At 41.8% G+C, this 17157-nt stretch carries 17 protein-coding genes and 1 pseudogene; 10 read left to right on the top strand and 8 right to left on the bottom strand.

Going from position 1 to position 17157, the window contains the following annotated elements:
- Positions 1-134: 134 nt before the first annotated feature.
- Positions 135-1712: an SDR family NAD(P)-dependent oxidoreductase gene (locus V7L05_RS03935; protein ID WP_335161985.1), complete on the top strand. Its 1578-nt coding sequence runs from the start codon at positions 135-137 to the stop codon at positions 1710-1712.
- A 51-nt stretch (positions 1713-1763) separates the two neighbouring features.
- Here the strand turns inward: V7L05_RS03935 and mgtE are convergent, their stop codons facing one another.
- Positions 1764-3116 (bottom strand): magnesium transporter, encoded by a 1353-nt coding sequence (gene mgtE, locus V7L05_RS03930; RefSeq protein ID WP_335161984.1) that lies wholly within the window; start codon positions 3114-3116, stop codon positions 1764-1766.
- Positions 3117-3508: 392 nt separating this feature from the next.
- Between mgtE and V7L05_RS03925 the strand changes: the two genes are divergently transcribed.
- Entirely contained in the window at positions 3509-3631 is a 123-nt protein-coding gene (locus V7L05_RS03925; protein ID WP_335161982.1) for a hypothetical protein, read from the top strand.
- A 75-nt stretch (positions 3632-3706) separates the two neighbouring features.
- Here V7L05_RS03925 and V7L05_RS03920 read toward each other — a convergent pair whose 3' ends face one another.
- The gene (locus tag V7L05_RS03920; RefSeq protein WP_335161980.1) at positions 3707-4201 is read right to left on the bottom strand and encodes a hypothetical protein; all 495 of its coding nucleotides are present in this window, start codon (positions 4199-4201) and stop codon (positions 3707-3709) included.
- A 393-nt stretch (positions 4202-4594) separates the two neighbouring features.
- Here V7L05_RS03920 and V7L05_RS03915 point away from each other — a divergent pair, with 393 nt between their 5' ends.
- Positions 4595-5209, top strand: a complete 615-nt coding sequence (locus tag V7L05_RS03915) for a nuclear transport factor 2 family protein (RefSeq protein WP_335161978.1) — start codon at positions 4595-4597, stop codon at positions 5207-5209.
- A 230-nt stretch (positions 5210-5439) separates the two neighbouring features.
- Here V7L05_RS03915 and V7L05_RS03910 read toward each other — a convergent pair whose 3' ends face one another.
- A complete protein-coding gene (locus V7L05_RS03910; protein WP_335162048.1) occupies positions 5440-5571 on the bottom strand; it encodes a transposase in 132 nt (43 codons plus the stop codon).
- Positions 5572-6089: 518 nt separating this feature from the next.
- Between V7L05_RS03910 and V7L05_RS03905 the strand changes: the two genes are divergently transcribed.
- Positions 6090-9296 carry a glycoside hydrolase family 15 protein gene (locus tag V7L05_RS03905; protein ID WP_335161976.1) on the top strand — a complete coding sequence of 1069 codons (3207 nt, stop codon included), beginning with the start codon at positions 6090-6092 and terminating at the stop codon, positions 9294-9296.
- Positions 9297-9520: 224 nt separating this feature from the next.
- Positions 9521-9866, top strand: a pseudogene (locus V7L05_RS03900) (GxxExxY protein).
- A 53-nt stretch (positions 9867-9919) separates the two neighbouring features.
- Here V7L05_RS03900 and V7L05_RS03895 read toward each other — a convergent pair.
- Positions 9920-10234: a YkvA family protein gene (locus V7L05_RS03895; protein WP_335161974.1), complete on the bottom strand. Its 315-nt coding sequence runs from the start codon at positions 10232-10234 to the stop codon at positions 9920-9922.
- Between the two features lie 188 nt (positions 10235-10422).
- Between V7L05_RS03895 and V7L05_RS03890 the strand changes: the two genes are divergently transcribed.
- The 4 genes from V7L05_RS03890 (at position 10423) to V7L05_RS03875 (ending at position 12774) form a co-directional block, all read left to right on the top strand.
- The gene (locus tag V7L05_RS03890; protein WP_335161972.1) at positions 10423-10947 is read left to right on the top strand and encodes a hypothetical protein; all 525 of its coding nucleotides are present in this window, start codon (positions 10423-10425) and stop codon (positions 10945-10947) included.
- A 52-nt stretch (positions 10948-10999) separates the two neighbouring features.
- On the top strand, positions 11000-11182 hold the full coding sequence (locus V7L05_RS03885; protein ID WP_335162046.1) for an ATP-binding protein: 183 nt from the start codon (positions 11000-11002) through the stop codon (positions 11180-11182).
- A 139-nt stretch (positions 11183-11321) separates the two neighbouring features.
- Positions 11322-12053: a MotA/TolQ/ExbB proton channel family protein gene (locus V7L05_RS03880; protein ID WP_335161970.1), complete on the top strand. Its 732-nt coding sequence runs from the start codon at positions 11322-11324 to the stop codon at positions 12051-12053.
- Between the two features lie 40 nt (positions 12054-12093).
- Positions 12094-12774, top strand: coding sequence for an ExbD/TolR family protein (locus V7L05_RS03875; protein ID WP_335161968.1), 681 nt, complete (start codon positions 12094-12096; stop codon positions 12772-12774).
- Here the strand turns inward: V7L05_RS03875 and V7L05_RS03870 are convergent.
- Positions 12764-12904, bottom strand: coding sequence for a hypothetical protein (locus V7L05_RS03870; protein WP_335161966.1), 141 nt, complete (start codon positions 12902-12904; stop codon positions 12764-12766). The two genes, V7L05_RS03875 and V7L05_RS03870, sit on opposite strands and share 11 nt — an antisense overlap.
- A gap of 155 nt (positions 12905-13059) precedes the next feature.
- On the opposite strand from V7L05_RS03870, the gene V7L05_RS03865 reads away from it, so the two are divergent.
- Entirely contained in the window at positions 13060-13422 is a 363-nt protein-coding gene (locus V7L05_RS03865) for a phage holin family protein (RefSeq protein ID WP_335096959.1), read from the top strand.
- A gap of 111 nt (positions 13423-13533) precedes the next feature.
- On the opposite strand, the gene psb29 is transcribed toward V7L05_RS03865, so the two are convergent.
- From psb29 to hemF, 3 genes are all read right to left on the bottom strand, one after another.
- Positions 13534-14241 carry a photosystem II biogenesis protein Psp29 gene (gene psb29, locus V7L05_RS03860; protein WP_335161964.1) on the bottom strand — a complete coding sequence of 236 codons (708 nt, stop codon included), beginning with the start codon at positions 14239-14241 and terminating at the stop codon, positions 13534-13536.
- A gap of 834 nt (positions 14242-15075) precedes the next feature.
- Complete coding sequence (locus tag V7L05_RS03855) at positions 15076-15444, bottom strand: STAS domain-containing protein (protein ID WP_335161962.1); 369 nt, start codon at positions 15442-15444, stop codon at positions 15076-15078.
- 331 nt (positions 15445-15775) lie between these two features.
- The gene (gene hemF / locus V7L05_RS03850) at positions 15776-16819 is read right to left on the bottom strand and encodes an oxygen-dependent coproporphyrinogen oxidase (protein ID WP_335161960.1); all 1044 of its coding nucleotides are present in this window, start codon (positions 16817-16819) and stop codon (positions 15776-15778) included.
- Positions 16820-17157 lie beyond the last annotated feature (338 nt).

The following is a 17157-nucleotide window of genomic DNA, read 5'->3' as shown; positions in this document are numbered from 1 at the left end:
AGCCAGCAAAAAATACGGAGGATAAAAAGGATGGAAATCAAGAAGTAAGCCCTAACCCCTCCAGTTCCTTTATTTGACAACTATTAATAGTTTCTGGCAATTGGTTGGAAATAAATACTGAGAGAGCGTAAATTATGCAAGTGTGTCTGGTTACAGGTGGTAACTCTGGTGTAGGTTTAATGACGGCTGTAGGTTTAGCCAAATTAGGCAATCATGTATTTATTGCCTGTCGTTCGGCAAATAAAGCCGCAAAAGCTATAGACTACATCCGCCAAACTACCGGAAATCAAAATGTGAAATTTTTACCTCTTGATCTAGCTTCTTTAGATTCAGTTCGGAAGTGTGTAAAACTATTTAATGACAACAATTTACCATTACATATATTAGTCAACAATGCAGGTATATTCAATAGCAGAGGCACAACCAAAGAAGGTTTTGAACTGATTTGGGGAACTAACTATTTAGGTCATTTTTTGCTCACTTATTTATTACTAGAAAAATTGCAAAAATCTGCCCCTAGTCGCATTATTATGTTAGCGTCAGATTTCGCCTTATCTCCAACTGGTATAGACTGGAATTTATTAGTTAAAAGAACACCATTAAATTTTATAAAATTATATGCCGTTTCTAAACTCTCTTTATTGCTTTTAACAAGAGAACTTTCTCAGCGATTAAATAATTCTCAAGTCACAGCTAACGCAATACATCCAGGCTTTGTGCAATCAAATATTACTATATGGCATCGTCTGAGTAAATATTTAGGTTTAGGTATTTCCTCGGAAGCCGGAGCATATAGTACCCTTGTTTGTGCTACTTCCCCAGATTATCAAAATGTTAGTGGAAAATTTTTAGATAGTCACACTCAAGAAATTACATTACCAGAAATAGCACAAAATCAAGAATTATCAGAGCAATTATGGGAACGTAGTTTATTATGGGCTGGTTGCAACCAACAGCAGAATACAAAGAAAATTAATTATGATGGTACTGATGAAATTTGGGGGCCAAACTCTCTCCTTTTAACCAGTAATGAAATAGCTGATATTACCCAATATATTTTTGATAAAGTTTTAAGGAAATTACCAATAAAGATATTACTAAAAGAGGTAGTTAAATCACTGATTAGATTTGATATTGGGTCATTGTTCATTATATTGCTTCAAGTTTTTACTAAATCTTTTTACATGGAAAGACATTTAGATTCACCTGTAATTTTGCAATTATGTCAAGATAAAAATTTATTAGAAAGGCTTAATGCTTATTTAGGGGAAAATTTAGTATTATGGCGATCAGAACTGTGGGTAAATTATCCCGCCCAGCAATTAATTCCTTTTTGGCATCAAGATTCTTATCCTAAACTGCTGAAAGGAGATTGTAAAACTATCCATGCTTATATAGCTTTGACAGAAGTTAATGAATATAATGGATTTGAGTATATACCTAATATTTACTTAAAAGATTGCCAGATAAAAGGAACCGATCCTTTTAGTGGTAATCACTTTTTTGAACTCACTGATGAAGTTGCAAAAAAAGCTATTCCTGTAGTGTTACGTCCTGGTGAATTTGTACTATTTAGTAATACACTATTACATCGTTCAGTACGTAATAATAGTGGGAAAGTCCGACTTTCTTTAACGCTACGATTGACTCAGCCAGAGGTAAAAGTTTTACCGGGTTATACTTCTAATTGTCAGAAGCCTGTAATTTTGTAATCACAAAAATCTGACAAACTTCTGACAAACTATATTCGCCATCGGGGCTGATTAACTTGGTAAATGAAAAACATTCAATGCTAGAGAAATCAGACTGAGAAAAGTTAAAAAACCAATTGTATCTAACATTGTTGTTACTAACGGCCCGCTAACTAGTGCCGGGTCAAGCTTCAGTCGTTTCAAACCCATTGGTAGTAAAGTGCCGAGTGTAACAGCCACAATTGTATTAGTTGCCATTACCATTCCGGCAATTAAAGCCACCCATCGCTCTTGGGGTCGCGCCCAAATTAAGGAAAGCAGGATCATCGTTGTGGCTAAAGCTAGGGCTGTACCTAAACCAGCTAAAAGTTCTTTGCGGAGAATTTTCAGAGTGTCTTTGGGTGTTACCTCTCCTACTCCCAAGCCGCGGATTGTCACCGTTAATGATTGAATACCAACAGTGCCACCGGTGTTAGAAAAAATCGGCATGATTACTGCTAGAACTGGCACTGCGGCAATTACAGATTGAAAAGGCGCGATCGCACTGGCTGCACCAATATACAAGGCCATGATGCCCAACAGCCAAGGCAAGCGGTTGCGGATGGTGAGTAGGGGAGAGGATAAAGCGGCTTCATCACCACTCACACCCGCCAGTTTTTGAATATCTTCTGTGGCTTCTTCTTCCAAAATATCCATGACATCATCAATGGTGACAATGCCCACCAATCGGTCTTCTCGGTCAACTACGGGAATAGCGATTAAGTCGTAGCGCTGCATGATTCGCGCCACTTCTTCTTGGGGGGTTTCAGTTGTCACCTTTATGACGCGATCGCTAGCAATATCCCTGATGGAAACATCGGGAAAGGTAAACAATAACTGACGCAGTGAAACTACTCTCACCAGCGTCCGGTTGTCGTCTGTGACGTAGGCGTAGTAAATTGTTTCCTTGTCTTCGTCCTGACGGCGGATTTTGCTGAGGGCTTCGCCTACAGTCAATCCTTCTCGCAACCGCACATATTCGGTTGTCATCACCCGCCCAGCAGTGCCTTCTGGATAGCCGAGAATCGTTGCTGTTGCTTGCCTTTGTTCTGGACTCAGTTCTTGCAATAGCCGTTTGATTACCCCAGCAGGTAGTTCATCAAACAATTCTGCCCGTTCGTCGGGACTCATCTCTTCTACAAGTTGCACTACCTGGACATCATGCAGAGAATTAATTAGTTCTTCCTGCACCTCTGTAGGCAGATATTCAAATACATCAATTGCTTGAGCTTTGTTGAGTAAACGGAATGCGATCGCCCGTTGTTTTTCAGGCAATTGTGTAATGTACTCTCCGACATCCACAGGTTGTAAGCGATTTAAATCCCATTTCAACTGGTTTAAATCGGTAGTATCAGTCAGCAAATCCCGAATATCTTGTGTGAGCATGATATATATCTCCTAAGTCTCCCCCGCGCTGGGAGACTTCCTCGCCAGTTCAGAGGAGGTTGATACTGCCATCTGGTGGACTATGGTCCATAAAATTTCAACAATTCAATATCGATATCTAAATCAAGGCATCGCTAGTCATCATCCTAACCTGGAATAGCCCTCTTCAAGAAATACTGAATATTAGCATTCAGTATCTGTGATATTTCTCACTAACTTAATTGCCCTGAGTTTCAGGTAATTTCCGTGTAACTTTAAGTAAATATAACTATTGCTACAAGCTATGTGTCAAGCCAATCAACGAATTTACTCGCAAACTTTATCGAGTTAAAATATTTACAATCTCACAAAAAACTCCACCCACAAGGGGATGGAGTTTTTGGGCATGGGGAATGGGGCATAGGGTATGGGGAAGAAGTTACCTGTTTGGCCCATGCCCTATGCCCCAAGGGTTGGGGGGAGCAACCTCGACCACCCACGAGGGGATGGAGTTTCCCGCCGCTTTCAATAAATAGTCTGTTTATATCAAGCAGCTTGATGCATAGTCACCTGGACGACGAAGAATCAGAAATGGGTTAGCAGGTTTCACTTCATAGTTGTGGTAAGGTCGTTTGAGCTTTGGCGTTAGCGAAGCTCGCCGTTCGCGTAGCGTCTCGTAGAGAAGGCATCGCTTCTGATGCAATCCACTCAGGATGATTATCTTGCCACAAAGCATGGCATAAAATCAGGATTGTCTGACGGTTCTGATTTTGGTGTGTGTAACCAGTGAGAGTTCCGAACTGAGTTGGTAAGCCGCAACCAAGGCGTTGAAGGGTAGCGGGAATTGGTGCATTTATACCTTGATATAGTTCACTCCCAGGATTTGGAATACTGCCCCAAGGAGAGTTGAGATCAATTGCAGATGAGGCTGATAACACTAATTGTGCCATATCTAAAGCCAGTCGCCAGTCTAATAACCCGTGATAAGCAAGGTTTTGATAATCTCGCAAACATAAGTTGCATGATGTATCACAGGCGTTTCCATGTGGCTGATTTATCCACTTGCTGGCAATGCTACTAAGAATATTGGGATTCGCCAAATCCATCAATTTTTTTAATTATTTTGGCATTAGGACTTACGCATTGACAGGGAATACCAAATGTGTGGTATGGATTTCAGGCATTAAACCTTCGTTTATTTTACTTTTATAGTTGTAAGCTGTTGCCCCTTTAATTTGCACTAATATTTTTTCAATATGATTGTGGGGTGGGCAACATGAGCGCCCTGATAATGCAAGTTGTATACGTAACAGCTTAGTTAACTGCAAACATCCAGATATTTATCAACATTCCCGCCCATTTACTTACAGCAAATAAATTGATTGATTGATATTTCTTTGTAAAATTAATTGCTTTTTATGGGTTTGTAGGCTTATTGTAATATGATGATTTACAGCTAAATCCCTTTAGTTCTACCCTTAGCAGAAATAAAATTATTTATGAGACAACCCGCTATAGCTTTTACTACTCTGCTAGCTACAACACTTGCAATGACTAATGTTGTTTATGCTAATGAGCAAGCCGATAAGCAAGCAATCATTGAATCCTATCGCACTCTAGATGCTGGTATTCAGCGTAAGAATCTCAATCAAGCAGTTTCTGTCTATGCGCCTGAATTCACACAAGTTGAGATGGACGGAAAGGTAAGAAATCTGGAGCAAATACGCAAAGATTGGCAGCAGAATGTCCCAAACATACGTCAAATTCAGGTGATGCGTGAGCAGCGAATAAAAATCAACGGACAGACTGCTACTGTAGTTGGCACTGGATATCAAAGTGCAATTTTTTCAAACCCAAACAATCCTCAAGTTCCTATACCCGTGTCTACAGTATTCCAATATCAAGATACCTGGAAACGGACAAATAGTGGATGGAAGGCAACGAATGCACGCATTTTACAGTCAAATACCGCTAGCGGACAACAGTCATCTAAAGTCAACAGACGCAAGTTAACTCCTGCACAAGAGCAAATCGAAATAATGCGCTATCAACAGATGATGAGATTTAACAATAACGCAACTTGCATGGCTAGTGGTTTCTCTTGTGGATTCTAGAATTAGGTTTCGCAGTCGCACATAAAGTAAATACAGCGTATTACAGGTTTATGAGGTACAGTAACAACAGTTTGTAAACCAGTTTTTTAACGCTTCGCAGAAGTCCCCACCCTCAACTCTTAGTAGGGTGGGGATAGGGAGCGGCGGATGAGGATTGCATACCTGAGTAATATTAATTGTAAGGTTGATAAGGGAATGGTATGTATGACGAATCCCCAATTATTAGGCACTTATTGAGATTTGATGTACTGCTTTACTTTTTCAATTGGAGCGCCAGCAGTTGACACTACATAGTAAGAACTAGACCATAAAACAGGTTTTTTATAAAAAGTTGCTAAATGTTCAGAGAACTCTTTTTGAATAATTCTGCTAGAAGCTTATTTGAAACTTCCTACTAATACGGATAGCGGCTAAAATGGTGGTGCATAAAAAAGCAACTCCTTTGGGTAATCCTTGCGAATCATGCCCTTTTAAATGCTGCAAATTAACCTGTCCCTCAAAGATGACTTTTCTTCTCACTGCTGTGCATAAGTCATATTGCAAAGGTATAATAGTTACCACTATACACGTAATTTAACTGAAATTTTACTCGTTTATCTAACGTAAATTATCAACAAAAAGAATTCGTTATGCCTTAAAATAGCTGGAATCTAAAGTATAAAATATTACATAAATCAATGAAGATTTGAACAAATATCATATTTTAGTTTGCGATCGCTAAAATTAAGTACCCATAAACCTATTAACACGAGATAATAATAAACTCACACCACCCTCAGCTGTTGTCCCATCAACCATTACAGAACTTGTTCTGACTTGGTTTAGGTAATTCACTTCACAGTCACAGGGTCGAATTTTGCAAGTAGTTCTGAACCAAATCATGAAAACATCTACCGAATTGCTAGCTCGCCTGGAGTATTATTACCAGCAAATCAAAACGATCATCCTGACTCGGCAGAATCCGATTACTGGTTTATTACCTGCGAGTACAGCGATTACAGCCCACGGCGATTATACTGATGCCTGGGTACGAGACAACGTTTACAGCATTTTGGCAGTTTGGGGTTTAGGACTTGCATACCGCAAGATTGACGACGACGAGGGGCGCACTTATGAGCTAGAACACAGTGTTATCAAACTGATGCGCGGGTTGTTGTTTGCAATGATGCGACAGGCTCATAAAGTAGAGACATTTAAACATACTCAGTCGCTATTGGATGGATTGCACGCCAAATATAATACCGCGACCGGTGACATTGTTGTTGGTGATGACGAGTGGGGACATTTACAACTGGATGCCACATCTATATTTTTACTAATGTTGGCGGAGATGACCGCAGCAGGATTGCAAATAATTTATACCATTGATGAAGTGAATTTCGTCCAAAATTTAGTTTATTACATTGGACGAGCTTACCGCACCCCAGATTATGGCATTTGGGAACGTGGTAATAAAATTAATCGTGGTAGTGCTGAGTTAAACGCCAGTTCTGTAGGCATGGCAAAAGCTGCCTTAGAAGCTATCAACGGACTGGATTTGTTTGGTGTGCGTGGTAGTCAAGCATCGGTGATTCATGTGCTACCAGATGAAATTGCCCGCGCCCGGATTACTTTAGAATCCTTATTACCGAGAGAATCTGGTTCCAAAGAAATTGATGCGTCGCTGTTAAGTATTATTAGTTATCCTGCCTTTGCAGTGGAAGATTTGGAGTTACGCGATCGCACATTGAATGATATTATCAATAAACTCGCAGGTAAATACGGATGCAAACGCTTTCTGCGTGATGGACACCAAACCGTTTTAGAAGATCATCAACGCTTACATTACGAACCGTGGGAACTCAAGCAATTTGAGCATATTGAATGTGAATGGCCGTTATTTTTTACTTATTTAGTTCTAGATGGCTTATTTCGCGGCGAGCAAGAGCAAGTTAAAAAATACCAAGAGCTTTTAGAATCATTACTTATAGAACAAAATGGTTTGCGTTTATTGCCAGAACTTTATTATGTTCCAGCAGAAAACATAGAAGCAGAAAAGTTAGCACCGCAAACGCAACCACGTTTGCCCAATGAAAACATTCCCTTGGTGTGGGCGCAGAGTTTATATTTTCTCAGTCAAATGTTGAGTGAAGGGTTACTGGCGGTTGGTGATATCGACCCTTTGGGAAGACATTTGTGTGTGGGAAAACAGCGCGAGGCATTGGTACAAATTGCTTTATTAGCAGAAGATGAAGATTTACAGACAAAACTAGAAGTTCACGGAATTGAAGCACAAACGCCTACCCAAGTAGAACCGATTCAGGTGAGAAAAGCTGGAGAATTTTCCGCTATTTATACCCAAATTGGACGTAACGATAAACTTGGTTTAACTGGGCGTCCAGTACGACGGCTGCGGAGTTTAACAACATCTAGAATCTTTCGGATTCGCGGCGAAACAATTGTATTTTTACCTTCATTTTCCGACTCTCAACAGTTTTACTTAACCCTTGATTACCATTTTCTGCTGGATCAAATTAGAAGCGAACTAGCTTACATTCAAAAATATTGGAACGATTTAGGGCGTCCTACTTTGACTTTAATGTTGACGCATACCATGTTAGAAATCGGTTCTGAGGCATTACTAGAATTAATGCAAGAACTGAAAAATGGTGTTTGTAACGGTGTGCGGGTGAAATTAGGACGGCTAAATCAGCTAATGCTGACAGCTGGAATCCAAAGAATTGATTTTCTTCCAAATGCAGAATTCTCGCGATCGCCAGTGAAAAATGCTAGACTACGTTGCTATTACCTAGCTGATCATCCTGAGAAAAACTGGCGCTTAGGAAATACCCAAGAATTTCAAATGGAGTGTGAAACCAACTTTGGGTTATTACTTTCTTATTTGCGCTCATCAGAGAATATCTACGAGCAAATTGAGTTATTGCAAACTTTAACTCGCTTGCAGGGAATGGAATTTGATACGGGGTACGGTGGACCAGGATATCCTGTCACCGTAGCCGATTTACTCGATGAAGTTTACACCAAAGCTGGAGATTTAGCCATTTGGGCGGTGGTGCGCCGGGCTGCTGGGTTAAGGCGAATGGTTGATATCAGCCTATCAGATGCAGTGACGAGTATTTTGGTACGGGGTAAGCAAATTGCTGTGGGTAAAGCTTACAGTGAGGCGTCCTTGATTACCGTACCGATGTCACACGATGAAATTGCTGATAAAATTAATCATTTTTGTCGTGAGGATATACGCGATCGCGTCCTAACTCAAGAGATTTTAATCTATCTTGGTATCTTAATTCGCTCAGAATCCGAACTATTTCAGGGATTACTGACGCTGAGAGTCGGCTATCTCATCCTATTGATAACCAGCGAACTAGCGCGGGAATTGTATGTCACTCAAGATGAAGCATACGATCACTTAATGCAACTTTCACCCTTTGAAGTGAAAATGCGCTTGCGTCAGGTATTAACTGGATATACTGGCATGAGTAACCTGTTGCGCCAGCAAGAATCACTGCACGTCAAGCAAAAAGAAAGTGATATTGCTTGGGTAGTGTTACCAACAATAGGAGAAGGAATAGAAGTCCCGCCGGGTGGTTGGCGGCGGTTTCGCCAAGCTGAGGGTGCCACGGGGCGCGTACCAAAAGAATTTTTTAAGCAAGTTTGGCTATTAATGCAACATTGCAAGGGTCTAGTAATTGGCGATAAACTAGAGCGCCGCAATCGTTTAGATAGTGAGTTGATGTTGTCAGAAATGACGGCGGGGGAAAGAAATTTTGCTCTCTTGGTTGAGCATTTGCTGAATAAAATCGAAGCTCCAGAATACCGCCAAGTTAATATTGAAGCATTAATAGAATTAGCAGCGATCGCAGCTAATAATCCCAACTTGCAAATCGAAGGATATATAGTATTAGATGTGTTAATTGGTCATGCAGTGCGATTGGCGTGGCTAGAAAACCATAGTCAACGCAGCGATCGCTATGATGAGGATAAGGCTAGTGCGTGGCGATCGTTTTACAACACTTCTCCTAGAGATTGCGCTAGTTATATTTTGAAGGCTTTCCGCTTTTTAACAGAGTTTGTGAAGGATTTATGAACGTAGAGGAACGCAAAGGAAAGTTTGATTTAATCCTGACTTTTCCCGTTACAGCACTTCCGGCAGCTATGAGGTACATCCTCAAAGCTGAAAGGTATGCGCTAGGAGAGGGGCAAGGAGAAAAACTATATTCCATAATAGCCGGAAGCGCTGTAACGGGAAACATCGATATAGTAGGGGTTTCAAACTGGATTTAGTTGAGTGGGTTGATTATTGGTTGTGCGATGAAGGTGCATACTGCTTTGGGCCTGGTTTGTTAGAGTCGGCTTATGAGGTGTGCTTGGATTACGAGTTGAACGAAGCCGGATTGAATGTTGGTAAGCAAATTCCATTGCCTTTGGTTTACCAAAATGTGCAATTGGAATGCGTTTATCGATTAGATTTGATAGTCGAAAACAAAGTAATTGTAGAGATTAAGTAGAGATTAAATCTGTAGAATCCTTCCACCCGATTCACCCCGTTCAACTCCTAACCTATCTCAAACTAGCAAACTGCAAACTAGGTCTTCTCATCAACTTCAACGTCCTCCACCTCAAACAAGGTCTTAAACGCGTAGTCAACAACCTCTAACTCTGACTCCGCGTTCCTTTGCGCTTCCCTCCGCGTTCCTTTGCCTTAAAAATCTACTTAACAGAAACAGCATCAACATCAATGGTGCTTCCAGTGGAGGTAGAACCCTCAGTACTATTAGGTACTTCAGTTCCCACATCACCCTTACGAGCTTTCCAGCCTTCAATTACTAGCCCGGATACCTCACTAACTAGCAGGGTCAAAAGAAAAACATCATCAATCTGTCCCACAACAGGTATAAAATCTGGGGCAATATCAATTGGGCTGATCAAATAGACTAACGTTCCTAAAATTACCCACCAACGGTACTTGGGGTTACGAAGCAAATTGCGATACCAGGTGTAAAGTGATTGGATTGAAAATTTCATATTTTGAACCTCCAGTTATCTTTAATTTTGACAAATTATCCTAAAAACTCCCGGTGGGAATAACCGCCCTAGTTAGTCTGGAAGACGCTACTCGTAATCTGTCACCAAATACCTACTCTGTGATTCTGCACAAGAATAAATTGTATCGATGTTGATTGTCTATTTTAAAAGGGAATCCTAAACGCAGGATGAACCTACCCATGAAGAAGCATCACTTTGGCATATCTAAAATCCCCCTACAGATGGTTCTGATTATTCCCTTTGTCTTACAAATATTTGGAGCGGTGGGTTTAGTAGGTTATTTGTCATTTAAGAATGGACAGAAAGCTGACAACCACTTGGCAGACCACTTGATGGATCGAACTAGCAATATAGTAGATCAACATTTAAATTCTTATCTATCTATTCCCCAAAAAGTGAGCCAGATTAATGCTGATGCCATTCAGATGGGGTTATTGGATGTGCGCGTAGGCGCAGCCCGCCGTAGGCATCGCAAAACTGTGGGAAAGTATTTCTGGAAACAAATGCAGGCTTATGATTTGACCTACATCGGCATTGGACTGACCACAGGTGAAGGCATAGGAGCCGCCCGTTACGATGGCAAAACTGTGACGATTGATGATTGGAGTGCCAAACCTCCAAAAAACTCCTATAACTACGCCACAGATGACCAAGGCGATGGCAAAGCCCGCCGTTCGCCTAGCGTCTCGTAGAGAAGGCATCGCAGATAATGCCGGGGGAATGCCAGAACAGGTTTAAAATCGGATCTTCAATCCTTTCTTCACCACCAAACCTGTAGGCAAAGGAACCGGCATGAGCATGGCAATCAGCTATCAAATTATCACCGAAAAACATGGTGGCAAATTGGAATGTTTTTCTACTCTTGGTGAAAGAAGTGAGTTTATCATTCAATTGCCTACCCAGCAGCAAGTTTCTACAGCAGTCTAAGTTAAATACACCATGCTTACACTGTCTTTTTAGATTTTCGAGAAATTTATATTTTGGAAGTCCCTCATTTTGGATTAATCTCTAGAATTAAAATGCTTTAGCATATTTGCTCTAGTCATGGAGGGAGGAAACTTAAACAGTGGATATTTTAGATTTATTTTATAAGGGCGGGCCCGCGATGTGGCCTTTGCTAGTTCTCTCGATTCTGTCTTTGAGTGTGATTTTTGAACGTTTGTGGTTCTGGTTGCGAATTTTGACTCAGGAAAAGCAAATAGTCGATCGCATCCTGGATGCTGCCCAGGATAATTGGGAAGTAGCTGCGGACATTGCTAGACTTGCAAGCCATCAGCCTGTCGGTCGTTTTCTCTATGCCCCTCTACGCTTAACAAAAAATGATGCGGAAACCTTTCGACTAGCACTGGAGGCTACGGCAGAAGATGAATTAGCTGGAATGCGGCGGGGTGAAAAACTTTTAGAAGCCGTAATTGCCCTAGCGCCACTGCTGGGATTGTTGGGTACGGTTTTGGGTTTAATCCGCGCTTTGCGATCAATTCGGATTGGCGATTTGGGAACTGAATCTACAGCTGGGGTGACTACTGGTATTGGTGAATCACTCATTGCTACGGCAACTGGGCTAATAGTTGCCATTATTAGTTTGGCATTTTACCGCCTATTTCAAAGTTTTGTAGTCAACCAAGTCAAAGTTTTTCGGAAGGCAGGGAATGAGATGGAATTGCTCTACCGTCAATCTCCGCCTGATTTTAGTAATAGAACATCAGCAATTGTGCGGGATAATTTTACTCCACCGCGCAAACCAGGAAAGACTAGACTTTCTGAACCCCCTGAACCTCCAAATTCTCCTGAGCAATAGTCAAGAATTCAACCCCCGAACCAGACGTTAGAGTGAGACAATGAAAGTTAATCTACATACTCCAATTGAAGAAGTCCAAGTTCAAATCATTCCTTTAATTGATGTAATTTTTTGTATCCTGACGTTTTTTTTGTTAGCAGCTTTGCAATTTACGCGGCAACAAGCAATAAATGTTGATTTGCCTAAAGCCAGCCCCAGTTCAGTATCTGGGATAACCTCACAAAGTGGAAGTTTGATTGTAACCATCGATGCCGTTGGCAATACTTACATAGAAAAACAGCCTGTAAAACGGGAGGATTTGCGACAGAGCTTAAAACAGTATCTCCAACAAAATCCTAGCGCCATTGTGGTGCTGAATGCTTCGCGGACAGCAACTTACAATGATGTGATTGAGACATTGGACTTGCTGCGGCAAGTAGGGGGCGATCGCGTGTCTTTGGGAATTATTCCTGGCCCATCTGAACCATCCACAAACTCACTCAAGGAGCCTGCTGTTCCGTCATTCCCAATCAATCCTGGTGCAGCAACAGTTCCAGGAATCAATCCCGAAGGGAATCTTACCCCTAATTTTCCCTTAGCACCTAATTCCATACCCTTTCCTAGCGTCAGTCAGCCTCCAACTGGACAAAGCATCAGTCCGATCAATCCTGGTATTTCCAAACCACCAGCATCTCAAGCGCCTGTAGCACCCAAACAAACCCAACCTACTCTTAAAAGATGAGATAGGGCATGGGGCATGGGGCATCGGGCATCGGGCATCGGGCATGGGGAAGGTTGCAGAGGAGAGGAATTTTCCCCCTGCTCCCTGCTCCCTGCTCCCTCATCTCCCTCATCTCCCAACTCCCCTTCAAGCTCTTTCTCAATCCTAAAGATATCTAAAATAAAATTCGGTTAGAGAAAATTTTCCTGCTAATTTATAGATAATTGGTTGAGCTTTAAAGATTTTTCCACCGATAAACTAAAGTAATTTATCACCAATTGCCATTCACGTTTCAGGGGTTGTGGCATGAATATCGTGACGCTTTTAATTGTTTGGATAGTAACAGCAATCACCCTGTTGATAATTAGCAAATTGCCTCTGGGAGTTGAAATTGACACTCCAGGTAAAGCTTTCCTTTCGGCCGCAGTGCTTGGTATCGTGACGGCAATAGTCAGACCGATTTTAAGCCTTGTTTTTGCAGTACCAAATTTACTCACATTGGACTTATTATCCAGTATTTTCACATTTATGATTGCCGTGGTTTGTTTTAGTATTGCTGCTTGGTTAGTAGACGGCTTTCGCTTGCGTTACGGAATTTGGAGTGCTGTTATCGGGGCATTTGCGCTGACTATAATTAACAGCTTAATCTACAAATTATTGGGCGTATAAAGTTAGGAGTTAGGAGTTACTAATAATTCCTAACTCTGCCAATTTGAGATTTTGAATTTTGGATGGAAGTAAAAATCTCAAATCTCAAATCTCAAATTACATAACTCCTAACTATTCGTTGGAACTTGGGGGAGCAACTGGGGTAGTTGATTGTTGTTTACGTTGCTCGCGTTTTTTGCGATCGGCTGAGAGCATATCTGCCATCACCACCAGCGCTTGCGCCATCTTGTCTAGGTTAGAACGGTATAGCTCCAAATCCTTGTTGAGTTTGTCATCAGAGAGGTGCAAGCCAGCAGCGATCGCTTTCAGCGCCTCAGTGAGTTGTTTTTCATCTTTGACTAATTCCGGATCTGACAGTTCCAATAACGAAAATACACCAATTGCAAACAAACGGTTGTATTTAAAGTTAGGATTGTTGGCGATCGCTTGCAAATACCCTTGCAGATCAGCATCTCGATCTAAGTGAGTAGTTTGACCTAGCCACGCAATTAAATCTTTAACTGGTAGACCTTTAGCTACAGTTTGCAATCTTTGGGCATCCTGTCGATATTGTTGCGGATCTCGTTCTATAGCCCGACATAGGGCGTTAAAAATTGATTCTTGATCACGTTCTGGTTGATAGCCTTCCATGAAGCGGTCAAAGGTAGTGACGACACCCAAGGCATAAATTGGATTGTAGCTAAAATCGATATTTACTGACAGTAGATGCATTTCCACCATCAATTCTTCTACTACCCGACGATAAATAGTGTTGATCGGACGGGTGTGAAGATTGTAGAAAGTTCGTTTTGTATCAGAGACAGTACGGACGTTATTCACAAAGAAAAACAAAATGTTAAGGGCGACGTATCTTTATTTTCTCGCGTGAAGTACCCCAACCTGCTTCGCCGAGGTTGGAAGCTCTCTAATATCTTAGAAATTCCAATCTTTTAGAATCAGGAACGGTCTTATTCGTTTTTGGAGTTTCCCGTCTCAACCGCCGAAGCCTCGACTAGCCATCTAGCTTTTGGTCTTACACAGCGTCCACAGGCAGCCGCCCACCTACCGCAGGCAGTTTGATTTTTTTCGTACAACACCGCTTGGATTTATTGCAATAGCACACCAGCTAACAGTGTTCTTTCCCCCTTTCTCACGCTAGTTACTTATGGTTTGCGTACTACCGCTACTGTTACCTTTGTTTACAGCCGTGTGGGTGGGTCATCGACCATCTATATATTATCATAGGCGACTTCGACGCTCGAACGCGAACAGCTTGCTGTAGCCAAGACTCGCTAACGCTGACGCTCGAAAGCGTTAGCGTTAGCAATGTAGCAGCGTCTGACTAGCTACCGCAACGCTTTCGCTAGCCGTTAAAGGCTACTTTGCCAAGTTGAGCTTTTAGCTGGTGACATTTCATTTACAATATAGACAAATCAGAAGTACTTTATAAGCTGTTAGGCACAGGGGATAAGACCCTTTACCCTAAAAAACTAGCCAAAAATTATTATCCTTAATGATTCGTTTATCGCATTTATGAACTTCTCGTCACAGTTAATTGCTTTAGGTGAGTACCTAGCTGGTGAATTTGAGAATCGGGAAGATAAACTTATGAGTCATGAGTTATGAGTTTTGAATTAACTCCTCACTCCTGACTCTTAACTCCTAACTTGTTTCTTAGCTGGCAATGCTACGAGGTATACCTTCTAAAGCTTCCTCTTCTGTTTCAAAGATTTCAAAGACAGTATCCATCATCGTCACTTCAAACACGAGTTTGGCTTCTGGATGTACATTCGAGATGCGGAAACTGCCCTTGACTTTATCAGCATCACGCATCCCAGCTACCAAAGAGGTAAGACCGGAACTATCAATAAAATTTACCAGAGCCAGATTTACAACTACATGGCGGCTGAGTTTGGAAATACACTCTTGTAACTTCAGGCGAAATTGCCAAGCAGTGGTGATATCTAGGCGACCTGCTGGTGTCAGGACAATAACGGTGTTTCCGTCTTGGGTGGTGTAACTTTTTTGGTCTATATGAATCACTAAAGCCCTCCCCGTGGCATTCCTTTTCAGATTAACTAGTTACAGAATTTTCTAATGCTGTCACTTGAGATTAACAAGCTATAGCTAAAATTGTCACCTTTTTATTTTAAGTGCTTACCTATAGTAGTTTAACTCACCAAAATAGTGCTGAGTAGCAATTTTTAATGGGGAGTGGGGAGTGGGGAGTGGGGAGTGGGGAGTGGGGAGTGGGGAGTGGGGAGTGGGGGGATGAGGGAGATGAGGGAGATGAGGGAGAAATAAATCCTAACTCCTAACTCCTAACTCCTAACTCCTAACTCCTAACTCCTAACTCCTAACTCCTAACTCAGCACTATTGAGGTGGTGTCCAGTTGATCCAATCTTGGGGTTTGAGGAAGGTTTCATATAACTCAGCTTCAGGGGAATTGGGTTCTGGCTGATAGCCGTATTCCCAACGCACTAAGGGAGGTAGGGACATGAGAATTGATTCGGTGCGTCCGTTGGTTTGCAGACCAAAAATGGTGCCTCGGTCATAAACCAAGTTAAATTCTACATACCGTCCCCGGCGGTAGAGTTGAAAATTCCGTTGGCGATCGCCATACTCTATCCCATGTCGCCGTTCTACAATTGGTACGTAGGCTGGTAAAAATGCTCTGCCACAGCCTTGCACAAAGGCAAACAAATCTTCCCAATTGCGGGTTGCTGGTGTTCCCACCTGGTTGCTATAAATAGCCGCTTCCCCATTGGGATTTGGCCCGCGATATAAAGCACCATCACCATCTTGGTAATCAAAAAACAGACCACCTACACCCCGTGTCTCATCACGATGTTTGAGGTAAAAATATTCATCACACCACCGCTTAAACACCGGGTAATACTCTGGGTGGTGTTGGTCACAAGCCTGTTTTAATGTTTTGTGTAAATGTGCCGCATCTTCAGCAAAGGGGTAATAAGGTGTCAAGTCAAGACCGCCACCAAACCACCAGACTGGCCCCGCTTCAAAGTAGCGATAATTTAGATGAACTGTGGGTACGTAAGGATTGTGAGGATGTAATACCATTGAAGTGCCTGTGGCATAAAAGCCATGCCCCTCTGCTTCCGGGCGTTGGGCTAAAATTGACGCTGGCAAATGATCACCCCAAACTTCAGAAAAATTTACACCTGCTTGTTCAAATATTGCACCATCACGTAGCACGCGCGATCGCCCTCCGCCTCCTTCTGGGCGTTCCCAACTATCTTCGAGAAACTTAGCCACACCATCTAGTTTTGCCAATGATTCGGTAATTTCGTCTTGCAGCTGTTTCATAAACTGACTGACCCTAGTCTGAGCGTCAGTTGCTGGCAAAGACTTGGATGATTCTGCTGCTACAGTTGGTGTTTGCGAGTTGGTCAACATAGATTCCCGAACCTAAATTACAAATTCCAGAAAGCCACAAATTTCTTATCTTAAAATTTGGGGGAAACACGCGCCAACAATCAAGCTCTATTTGCCCAACCCGCTTTTTTCTTACTGGTTAAGCATTTATACGATTGATGGGCATCACTAGAGTTATTTTCCCTCAAATGCGTATACGCTTGTATATTGACTGAGTTTTTTTTGAAATTTTATTTTTAATTGGAATATTTTGGTATAAATACTAGACTTTAGTCGTAACCTTGAAGTATCAAGGGTTTGACTCCCTTGCTCAAAACTTCTTTGCCATATTGCTATGTTGGCTCTTGGCATCTGCGCCG

The sequence above is a fragment of the Nostoc sp. genome, from assembly GCF_036917755.1.
In the GTDB taxonomy this organism is placed as follows: domain Bacteria; phylum Cyanobacteriota; class Cyanobacteriia; order Cyanobacteriales; family Nostocaceae; genus Nostoc.
Note: the sequence above shows the minus strand (reverse complement) of the source record. Positions and strands in the feature narration are given on the sequence as shown.